11 protein-coding genes are annotated in these 9,415 nt (G+C 57.4%); 6 read left to right on the top strand and 5 right to left on the bottom strand.

What is annotated here, in order from left to right:
- Nucleotides 1-304: 304 nt before the first annotated feature.
- Nucleotides 305-847 (top strand): gamma carbonic anhydrase family protein, encoded by a 543-nt coding sequence (locus ACJ8KE_RS23630; RefSeq protein WP_004929699.1) that lies wholly within the window; start codon nucleotides 305-307, stop codon nucleotides 845-847.
- Nucleotides 848-887: 40 nt separating this feature from the next.
- Here the strand turns inward: ACJ8KE_RS23630 and aroE are convergent, their stop codons facing one another.
- The 5 genes from aroE to dprA are packed head-to-tail and all read right to left on the bottom strand — an operon-like array spanning nucleotide 888 to nucleotide 4,432.
- Complete coding sequence (aroE, locus tag ACJ8KE_RS23625) at nucleotides 888-1,706, bottom strand: shikimate dehydrogenase (RefSeq protein WP_033639245.1); 819 nt, start codon at nucleotides 1,704-1,706, stop codon at nucleotides 888-890.
- An 11-nt stretch (nucleotides 1,707-1,717) separates the two neighbouring features.
- Entirely contained in the window at nucleotides 1,718-2,287 is a 570-nt protein-coding gene (gene tsaC / locus ACJ8KE_RS23620; RefSeq protein ID WP_016930312.1) for an L-threonylcarbamoyladenylate synthase type 1 TsaC, read from the bottom strand.
- Between the two features lie 7 nt (nucleotides 2,288-2,294).
- Nucleotides 2,295-2,840: a DNA topoisomerase family protein gene (locus ACJ8KE_RS23615; protein WP_016930313.1), complete on the bottom strand. Its 546-nt coding sequence runs from the start codon at nucleotides 2,838-2,840 to the stop codon at nucleotides 2,295-2,297.
- 25 nt (nucleotides 2,841-2,865) lie between these two features.
- Nucleotides 2,866-3,339, bottom strand: a complete 474-nt coding sequence (smg, locus tag ACJ8KE_RS23610; protein ID WP_004929707.1) for a DUF494 family protein Smg — start codon at nucleotides 3,337-3,339, stop codon at nucleotides 2,866-2,868.
- Nucleotides 3,311-4,432 (bottom strand): DNA-protecting protein DprA, encoded by a 1,122-nt coding sequence (gene dprA, locus ACJ8KE_RS23605; RefSeq protein WP_274985102.1) that lies wholly within the window; start codon nucleotides 4,430-4,432, stop codon nucleotides 3,311-3,313. Before dprA ends, smg begins: the two co-directional genes overlap by 29 nt.
- Nucleotides 4,433-4,565: 133 nt before the next feature.
- Here dprA and def point away from each other — a divergent pair, with 133 nt between their 5' ends.
- The 5 genes from def to mscL all read left to right on the top strand — a co-directional run bounded on the left by def (nucleotide 4,566) and on the right by mscL (nucleotide 9,385).
- The gene (gene def, locus ACJ8KE_RS23600) at nucleotides 4,566-5,075 is read left to right on the top strand and encodes a peptide deformylase (protein ID WP_015379260.1); all 510 of its coding nucleotides are present in this window, start codon (nucleotides 4,566-4,568) and stop codon (nucleotides 5,073-5,075) included.
- 17 nt (nucleotides 5,076-5,092) lie between these two features.
- On the top strand, nucleotides 5,093-6,037 hold the full coding sequence (gene fmt, locus ACJ8KE_RS23595) for a methionyl-tRNA formyltransferase (protein WP_274865782.1): 945 nt from the start codon (nucleotides 5,093-5,095) through the stop codon (nucleotides 6,035-6,037).
- Between the two features lie 72 nt (nucleotides 6,038-6,109).
- Complete coding sequence (gene rsmB / locus ACJ8KE_RS23590; RefSeq protein WP_097101294.1) at nucleotides 6,110-7,399, top strand: 16S rRNA (cytosine(967)-C(5))-methyltransferase RsmB; 1,290 nt, start codon at nucleotides 6,110-6,112, stop codon at nucleotides 7,397-7,399.
- A 55-nt stretch (nucleotides 7,400-7,454) separates the two neighbouring features.
- A complete protein-coding gene (gene trkA, locus ACJ8KE_RS23585) occupies nucleotides 7,455-8,831 on the top strand; it encodes a Trk system potassium transporter TrkA (RefSeq protein ID WP_004929716.1) in 1,377 nt (458 codons plus the stop codon).
- A 137-nt stretch (nucleotides 8,832-8,968) separates the two neighbouring features.
- Nucleotides 8,969-9,385 (top strand): large-conductance mechanosensitive channel protein MscL, encoded by a 417-nt coding sequence (gene mscL, locus ACJ8KE_RS23580; protein ID WP_025304493.1) that lies wholly within the window; start codon nucleotides 8,969-8,971, stop codon nucleotides 9,383-9,385.
- Nucleotides 9,386-9,415 lie beyond the last annotated feature (30 nt).

The raw sequence follows: 9,415 nt of genomic DNA, 5'->3' as shown, positions 1-9,415 counted from the left end.
GTATATTACGCTTTCCTCTTTCAGAGTCAACCCTAATTTTCAGGATTTTTTCTCTTTCTTCCCGGCCGCTGTGTGAAGTGAATCACTTGCGCCGTGTCGATGGAGGCGCATTATAGGGATCCGAGTTTTTTGCACAACCCCTTTTTTGATCTTTTCTTTCCGTTTGCACACTTTTCAGCCCTTCCGGGTGGATCTTGTGCGATCAGGGCCATTTTCCGCAGGATCCGGCGCGGCGACTGGTTGTAATTCCATCGCCAGGGTCTAGTATTGCCGGTAAATATGATCCCGACGTGAGGCAAGCACCATGTCCGATGCAGTACGTTCTTATCTTCAATACACACCCAAACTCGGTCAACGCGTCTTGATCGATCCTTCCAGCGTGGTGATCGGCGACGTCGATCTGGCGGATGACGTCAGCATCTGGCCGTTGGTCGCCATTCGCGGTGACGTCAATGCGGTAAAGATCGGCGCGCGCAGCAATATTCAGGACGGCAGCGTGCTGCATGTAACTCATCGCTCCGAACATAACCCCGACGGTTATCCCCTGCTTATTGGAGAAGACGTGACCGTTGGCCATAAAGCGATGCTGCACGGCTGCGCCATCGGCAACCGGGTGCTGGTCGGTATGGGATCGATCCTGTTGGACGGCGTAGTCGTAGAAGACGATGTGATGATTGGCGCCGGCAGTTTGGTAGCGCCGGGCAAACGCCTGGCCAGCGGCTATCTTTATATGGGTAGCCCGGCACGCCAGGTTCGGCCTTTGACCGCCGCCGAGTTGGAGGGATTGCTTTATTCTTCTAACAACTATGTACGCTGGAAAGATGAATACCTGTCGGAAGACATCTGACGGGCTCCCCGTTCCCTATAAAGAGAACGGGGTAGGGGATTTATGCCGCCAGTTCGCTGCGCAGCTGGCGTAATACCGGTTCGATCTCTGGCATCACTCCGTGCCAAAGCAGGAAAGCATGCGCCGCCTGCCCCACCAACATGCCCAGCCCATCGGCATATTCCGTTGCCCCTTGCTGCTGCGCCCAGGCTAGGAACGGCGTGACGCCCTGCTGATAGAACATGTCATAGCAACGGGTTTGCGCGTTGACTACGCCCGTAGGCAACGCCGGGATCTCTCCACTGATGCCGGATGCCGTCGCATTGATCACCAGATCAAAAGCTTGTTGACCCAATTGATCCATCGGCACCGCCGAGATCTCCCCCAGATGCCGGAAAGCGTCGGCCAACTCTTGGGCCCGGCTGAAGGTGCGGTTGGTGATCGTGAGCCGGCAGCCGAAAGACAGCAGCGGCAGGATCACGCCGCGCGCCGCGCCGCCGGCGCCCACCAGCAGAATGCGATCCTGCGGCCGGATCAATTGCTGACGCTGCAGATCGGTCAGCAAACCGATGCCGTCGGTGTTATCCCCCAATAGGCCACCATTCGGCAACACCTTCAGGGTATTGACCGCCCCGGCCATCGCTGCACGCTCGCTCAGCTCAGAAGCAGCCGAATAAGCTCGCTCCTTGAAAGGCACCGTGACGTTCGCCCCCTGCCCTCCGGCGCGGATAAATTCCTGCAGGCTGATTTCAAAACCGTCCAGCGGCGCCAGCACTGTTCCATAAGGATGCTCTATGTCAGTCTGGGCTGCGAACAGCGCATGAATTCGCGGCGACTTGCTGTGGCCGATAGGGTTGCCAAATACCGCAAACTTCTCCATGCCCATTTCCTCTAGCCCTGACGGATCTGTTCGCCGGTCAGAGCATCTCTGATTTCGGAAGGATTAAGACGGCCGCCTACCTTGCCGGCCAATACCGGGAAAGCCTCGCCAAATTGCCGTGTGACCTCATCCGCGCTGCGGCACGGTTCCAGCCCACTGAGATTGGCGCTGGTCGACACCAGCGGCTTGCCGTACTGCCGGCACAGCAACTGCACCAACGGATGATCGCTGACGCGCACCGCCAGTGAACTGAAACGCCCGGTCAACAAACGCGGCGTCTCCGGGCGAGCAGGCAACACCCAGGTTACCGGCCCAGGCCAGCTGGCGAACATCGTCGCGCGCTGCTGTTCGCTGAGCGTACTGTCGTCAATATAAGGCTTAAGCTGTGCATAGTCGGCGGCGATCAGAATCAGCCCCTTTTCCCACGGCCGCTGTTTCAACGCCAGCAGCGCATTGACCGCCTGTTCGCTGTCGGGATCGCAACCCAGGCCGAATACCGCTTCGGTGGGATAGGCAATCACCTGCTGTTGATGCAAAGCATCGATGATAGATAAAAGGTTCGGGCTTAATTCTGAATTCATGATGTGATTATTCTGTAGTCGCAACGGGTTTCCCGCACAGCTTGCTGGCACAGCACAGGACGGGGCCTTTTGCCGTGCGCTTTTCCATCAGCAGCGGATAATGGCAATAGACGCATTCACCGGCGACGGGTTTAACGTTGAGAGCAAACTGGCATTCCGGGTAACGATCGCAGGAGTGGAAAACCTTGCCGTAACGCGACTTGCGCTGCAACAGTTTGCCTTGGCCGCACTGCGGACAGGTAATGGCGGTTTCATCAGGCTTATCGATCACTTCAGTGTGATCGCACTGCGGATAATCGCTGCAGCCGATAAACATGCCATAGCGCCCCTGGCGCAGCACCAACGTCGCCTGACATTTCGGGCACGGTTGCCCGTCCAACACCTTGACGATATGGCCATCGGCCTGTGCTTTCAGCGGCCGAATATATTGGCATTCAGGGTACTGGGAACAGCCGAGAAAAGGGCCGTGGCGACCGCTACGGATCACCAGCTCGGCCCCGCATTCCGGACAGGGTTCATTTTGCCTGGCGGCAAAAATCGCGTTTTTTGTCATAACGTCTTCTATGCGCGTTATCGGCTCAATGCAGATAACCTTCGTTCACTTCAAACAACAGTTCTTCCATTTGCTGATAGGCGCTTTCATATCCGGGGATATTAAACAGCACCATCAACACGACCCATTTCAGATCTTCGAGATCGAATTCCGCATTATCCAAAGCCATAACGCGGTCGATAACCATTTCACGGGTTTCGAGGTTCAATACCTGAATCTGTTCCAGGAACAGGAGAAAACCACGGCAGCCGGCGTCCAAACGCGCGCTTTCCTCTTCGGTATAGATCCGCATCGCCAGCGGATCGGCATCCATAAAGTAAGGCGCATTTTGACCTTCTTGCAGGTCGGCCAACTTCTCAAGCCAATTCAACGCGTTGTAGATATCATCCTGATGAAACCCCGCTTGGGCGAGATCATCGGTCAGTTGATCCTGATCGACGCGCATCTCTGGTTCATTGTGGATATAAGTTTCAAACAAGTACATGAGTACGTCGAACATGGCTTGCCCTCCTTAATCGGACATAGCCGCCGGGTACAGCTGCGATCCACCCTGCTAACTCCAGTTCGAGTAACTTGATTACCACCACTGGCACAGGTTGGCCGGCACGTTCAGCGACGACGTCAACAGGTGTCACCTCATCTCCTACGTTAGCCAACACATCGGCAAATGGCAATTCAACTTCAGCCTGCGACGCACAAATAGTTGTATTTTCGTTCAGTGGCAACCATTGGAGGCCGCTTCCCAGCAATTCGGCGATATCTTTCGGCCCAGTCACCAGATGCGCGCCCTGTTGGATCAGCCAGTGCGTGCCTTCGCTCATCGGGTTCCCTAACGGCCCCGGCAAGGCGAATACCTCACGCCCCTGCTCCAGCGCATAGCGAGCTGTCACCAGGGTACCGCTGCGCAACGAGGCTTCTATGACCAGAACGCCCTGGCTCAGCCCGCTGATAATGCGGTTACGGCGAGGAAAATGGTCGGCCAGGGGCAAATCGGTGACCAAATGATCTGAAATCACCGCACCGCCCTGCTCGACTATCTGCTCCGCGAGCCGGCGGTGCCGGCGCGGATAGATATTGCCCAGCCCGCTGCCCAACACCGCAATCGTGCACCCCCCGGCCGCCAGCGCCGCGCGATGGCAAATGCCGTCGATGCCGATCGCCAAACCGCTGGTGATGGTGAAACCGCAACGCGCCAATTCCTCGGCGAAATGGTGAGCCCAACGCTCGCCGTAGTGGCTGAACTGCCGGCTGCCCACCATGGCGAGCTGCGGGTGCGACAACGCCTGAGGATCGCCTTCGATCAGCAAAAATAGCGGCGCATCGTCGATCTGGGCCAGGCGTTCGGGATAACCGGCCGCCCCATAGTTCAGCATACGGTGCGCCGGCAGCTCCAACCAACGCAGGCTGGCCGACAGATAACCGGGATCCAACTGGTTGAACTGCGTCTGCTGCCGTTCGTTCAATCCCAGCTCATGCAGCACGCGGCGAGGCTCGCAACCCATTTGCGATAGCTGCTGCACGATCCGGCTGGCCACGACGGTCTGCAGCCCCGTTACCCCCCGCATCCGTAAAGCGATCTCTTCCGGCCGCATCGTCTGTTCCCTCAGCAAAAACGGTGGTATTACCAATCTGAGCAATTGGTGCACAATGCTGTCAATCAGGTCGGGAAATGTCTAGAATAGAGGTTAAACCTCGTTCATTACTCGGATACAGATCTAAAGATATATGTCAGTCTTGCAGGTATTACATTTCCCAGACGAGCGTCTGCGCAAAGTCGCAGCGCCGGTAAAAGAAGTCAATGCAGATATCCAGCGCATCGTGGATGATATGTTTGAAACCATGTACGCAGAGGAAGGCATTGGCCTGGCTGCGACTCAGGTGGATATCCATCAGCGCATTATCGTGATCGACGTCTCCGAGAATCGCGATCAGCGCCTGGTGTTGATCAACCCGGAGCTGCTGGAAAAAAGCGGTGAAACCGGCATCGAGGAAGGCTGTCTTTCCATTCCCGAGCAGCGTGCGTTAGTGCCGCGCGCCGCGCAGGTGAAGATCCGCGCACTGGATCGTGAAGGCAAACCTTTCGAGCTGGAAGCGGACGACCTGTTGGCGATCTGCATCCAGCACGAGATGGATCACCTGATGGGCAAACTGTTCGTCGATTACCTGTCGCCGCTCAAGCGTCAGCGCATTCGTCAGAAACTGGAAAAAATGGCCAAGCTTCAAGCCCGCGCCTAACCGATCAGGAAATCAACGTGTCTGACTCTTTACGGATTATTTTCGCCGGAACACCAGACTTCGCAGCGCGTCATCTTGACGCGCTGTTGTCATCTGAGCACCAGATTGTCGGCGTTTTTACCCAGCCCGACCGCCCGGCGGGCCGCGGCAACAAGCTGACGCCAAGCCCGGTCAAAGTGCTGGCCGAGCAACACCTACTGCCGGTATTTCAGCCCAAATCGCTGCGCCCCGAAGAGAACCAGCGCCTGGTGGCCGATCTCAACGCCGACGTGATGGTGGTGGTGGCCTACGGGCTGATCCTGCCGCAGGCGGTGCTGGATATGCCGCGTCTCGGTTGCATCAACGTACATGGCTCACTGCTGCCTCGCTGGCGCGGCGCGGCGCCGATCCAGCGTTCGCTCTGGGCCGGTGACAGCGAAACCGGCGTGACCATCATGCAGATGGACGTCGGTCTCGATACCGGTGACATGATGCACAAGATTGCCTGCCAGATTGAGAGCAGCGATACCAGCGCCAGTCTCTACGACAAGCTGGCCCAGCTCGGCCCGCAGGGCATGTTGACTACGCTGCGCCAAATGGCAGACGGCAGCGCCACCCGCGAAGTGCAGGACGAAGCGCTGGTCACCTACGCCGAGAAACTGAGCAAAGAAGAAGCCCGCCTGGACTGGACACTGTCCGCTGCCCAGTTGGAGCGCTGCATCCGCGCCTTCAACCCTTGGCCGGTCAGCTACTTCACCATCGACGATCAACCGGTGAAAGTGTGGCAGGCCAGCGTACTGACACAAAGCGCCAACGCGGAGCCAGGCACCGTTGTCCATGCCGACAAGCACGGTATCCAGGTGGCGACTGCCGACGGTATCCTCAACCTGATCCAACTGCAGCCCGCCGGCAAGAAACCGATGTCGGCGCAAGACCTTTTAAATTCACGTCGTGAATGGTTTACCCCGGGTAACCGGCTGTAAGTCGCTCCACTGCCCGGCCGTTCATCGCCGGGCCGTTATTTTCTTAATGCCGATCGTTATCAGCTTCAGCCTATGAAAAATAATTACAATCTCCGCAGCATCGCTGCCAAAGCCATCGGCCAGGTGCTGGATCAGGGGCAGTCGCTCAGCACTGTCCTGCCGGCGCTGCAAACCTCCATCAGCGATAAAGATCGCGGATTGCTGCAGGAGCTGTGTTTCGGCACGTTGCGCGTGCTGCCGCAGCTCGAATGGTGCATTCAGCAATTGATGGCCAAGCCGCTGACCGGTAAGCAGCGTACGCTGCACTACTTGCTGATGGTCGGCCTGTATCAGTTGCTGTATACCCGCATCCCGGCGCACGCCGTGTTGGCGGAAACCGTGGAAGGCGCGGTGGCGCTGAAACGGCCGCAGTTGAAAGGCCTGATTAACGGCGTCTTGCGGCAATTCCAGCGCCAGCAGGAAGAGCTGCTGCAGCGCGCCTCTAACAATGACAGCCGCTATCTGCACCCGAGCTGGTTGCTGAAACGCATTCAACAAGCTTATCCCGCCAACTGGGAACAGATCGTCGACGCCAATAACCAGAAACCGCCGATGTGGCTGCGCGTCAACCGCCTGCATCACACCCGTGACGCTTATCTGCAGCTGCTGAGCGACGCCGGCATCGCCGCGGAAACTCATTCAGACTATGCCGATGCGGTGCGTTTGCTGGCGCCTTGCGCCGTGACCGATCTGCCAGGGTTCGCCGAAGGCTGGGTCACCGTGCAAGATGCCTCAGCCCAGGGGTGTGTCGATCTGTTGGATCCGCAAGACGGCGAACAGATCCTCGACCTGTGCGCCGCACCCGGCGGCAAAACCACGCATATTCTGGAAGCGGCGCCGAAAGCGCACGTCATGGCGGTCGATATCGACGAACAGCGCCTGGCGCGAGTCAAAGAGAACCTGCAGCGTCTGCGTTTGCACGCAGAGGTTAAATTGGGCGATGGCCGCACTCCGCAGCAGTGGTGCGGGGACAAACAGTTCGATCGTATCCTGCTGGACGCGCCTTGTTCCGCCACCGGCGTGATCCGCCGTCACCCCGACATCAAATGGCTGCGCCGCGATCGCGACATCGCCGAACTCGCCGCACTGCAGGCAGAAATTCTGGAAGCCGTCTGGCCGCATCTAAAACCAGGCGGCGTGATGGTTTACGCCACCTGCTCTATCCTGCCGGATGAAAACAGCAGCCAGATCGCCGCGTTCTTGCAACGCCACGCCGATGCCAAGCTGGTTGAAACCGGCGATGCGCAACGGCCAGGGCGACAGAATATCCCGCATCCCGAGGACGGCGATGGCTTCTTTTACGCTAAGCTGATTAAAATGTAATGCTTCAGGGCGTGCGTGCGCGCCCTAAGTCTTTCAGTGTGAAGCAGAGAACACGATGAAAATAATTATTCTTGGTGCCGGTCAGGTTGGCGGGACGCTGGCGGAAAACCTGGTGGGTGAAAACAACGATATCACCGTCGTCGATACCGATTCCGGCCGCTTGCGCCAACTACAGGATAAATTCGATTTGCGGGTGGTTCAGGGACATGGTTCCCACCCTCGGGTGCTGCGCGAAGCCGGCGCAGAAGACGCCGACATGCTGGTCGCCGTCACCAACTCCGACGAAACCAACATGATCGCCTGCCAGATCGCCTATTCTCTGTTTAACACCCCCAACCGTATCGCCCGTATCCGCGCGCCGGAATATATCCGCGAGTCGGAAAAACTGTTCCTGCCGGAAGCGGTGCCAATCGACCATCTGATTTCGCCGGAGCAGCTGGTCATCGACTATATCTACAAGCTGATTGAATACCCTGGCGCCCTGCAGGTGGTTAACTTCGCCGAAGGCAAGGTCAGCATCGCCGCGGTTAAAGCCTATTACGGCGGCCCGCTGGTCGGCAATGCGCTCTCTTCAATGCGCGAGCACATGCCGCATATCGACACCCGCGTCGCCGCTATTTTCCGCCAGGACAGACCGATCCGTCCGCAGGGCTCGACCATTATCGAAGCCGGCGATGAAGTTTTCTTCGTCGCCGCCTCACAGCATATCCGCGCGGTGATGAGCGAACTGCAGCGGCTGGAAAAACCCTATAAGCGCATCATGATCGTCGGCGGCGGCAACGTCGGCGCCGGCCTGGCCGCCAAACTGGAAAAAGACTACAACGTCAAACTGATCGAGCGGAATCAGCAACGCGCCGCCGAACTGGCCGAACAGCTGCACGATACCATCGTGTTCTACGGCGATGCCTCCGATCAGGAGCTGCTGGCCGAAGAGCACGTCGAGCAGGTGGATGTTTTCATCGCCATCACCAACGACGATGAGGCCAACATCATGTCCGCCATGCTGGCTAAGCGCATGGGCGCCAAGAAGGTGATGGTGCTGATCCAGCGCCGCGCCTATGTCGACCTGGTGCAGGGCAGCGTGATTGATATCGCCATTTCACCGCAGCAGGCGACCATCTCCGCCCTGTTGGGGCACGTGCGCAAAGCGGATATCGTCAGCGTTTCGTCGCTGCGCCGCGGCGTGGCGGAAGCGATCGAGGCGATTGCACACGGCGATGAAAGCACGTCCAAAGTGGTCGGCCGCATCGTCGAAGATATCAAGTTGCCACCGGGGACGACCATCGGTGCGATCGTGCGTGGCGATGACGTGATCATTGCCAACGGCAACAGCAAAATCGAACAGGGCGATCACGTCATCATGTTTATTACCGACAAGAAATTCGTGCCTGACGTTGAACGCTTGTTCCAACCGAGCCCGTTCTTCTTGTAGAACGAATTTATTTGGCTATGGTCTATAATCGCGTGGTTGTTCTCTGCCTTGGGAGGAGATAAAACTTCTCTCCTTTTGTGGCAAAGGGAAATTGCTTTGTTAAACTTGAGTTATTAATTCTGCAAGGGGTGCGTTCTATGAGTATGTTGAAAGAGTTTCGCGAATTTGCCATGCGTGGCAACGTGGTCGATCTGGCCGTCGGTGTGATTATCGGTGCCGCATTCGGCAAGATTGTTTCGTCCTTCGTGGCTGATATCATCATGCCACCACTGGGCTTACTGATCGGCGGCGTCGACTTTAAACAGTTCCATCTGGTGTTACGCGAAGCTCAGGGCGCCGTACCGGCGGTGGTAATGAACTACGGTTCATTCATCCAAACCGTATTCGACTTCGTGATTGTCGCCTTCGCCATCTTCCTGGCGATTAAATTGATGAACAAAATGCGCCGCAAACAGGAAGAAGCGCCCGCAGCGCCGCCGGCACCTACCGCAGAAGAGAAACTGCTGACGGAAATCCGTGATTTGCTGAGCCAGCAACAGCAGCCAAAACTGTAAGACAGCGTTTGGTTATGCCAATAAAAAGCC

The sequence above is a fragment of the Serratia sp. CY56464 genome (genome assembly GCF_052168435.1).
Lineage (GTDB): Bacteria > Pseudomonadota > Gammaproteobacteria > Enterobacterales > Enterobacteriaceae > Serratia > Serratia marcescens.
This window is presented reverse-complemented; position numbering and strand designations above follow the sequence as displayed.

Excerpts from the sequence above, each read along its gene's own strand:
- rsmB (WP_097101294.1), top strand. The coding sequence starts at position 6,110 with ATGAAAAATAATTACAATCTCCGCAGCATCGCTGCCAAAGCCATCGGC.
- def (WP_015379260.1), top strand. The coding sequence starts at position 4,566 with ATGTCAGTCTTGCAGGTATTACATTTCCCAGACGAGCGTCTGCGCAAA.
- mscL (WP_025304493.1), top strand. The coding sequence starts at position 8,969 with ATGAGTATGTTGAAAGAGTTTCGCGAATTTGCCATGCGTGGCAACGTG.
- smg (WP_004929707.1), bottom strand. The coding sequence starts at position 3,339 with ATGTTCGACGTACTCATGTACTTGTTTGAAACTTATATCCACAATGAA.
- dprA (WP_274985102.1), bottom strand. The coding sequence starts at position 4,432 with ATGCGGCCGGAAGAGATCGCTTTACGGATGCGGGGGGTAACGGGGCTG.
- trkA (WP_004929716.1), top strand. The coding sequence starts at position 7,455 with ATGAAAATAATTATTCTTGGTGCCGGTCAGGTTGGCGGGACGCTGGCG.
- aroE (WP_033639245.1), bottom strand. The coding sequence starts at position 1,706 with ATGGAGAAGTTTGCGGTATTTGGCAACCCTATCGGCCACAGCAAGTCG.
- ACJ8KE_RS23615 (WP_016930313.1), bottom strand. The coding sequence starts at position 2,840 with ATGACAAAAAACGCGATTTTTGCCGCCAGGCAAAATGAACCCTGTCCG.
- tsaC (WP_016930312.1), bottom strand. The coding sequence starts at position 2,287 with ATGAATTCAGAATTAAGCCCGAACCTTTTATCTATCATCGATGCTTTG.
- ACJ8KE_RS23630 (WP_004929699.1), top strand. The coding sequence starts at position 305 with ATGTCCGATGCAGTACGTTCTTATCTTCAATACACACCCAAACTCGGT.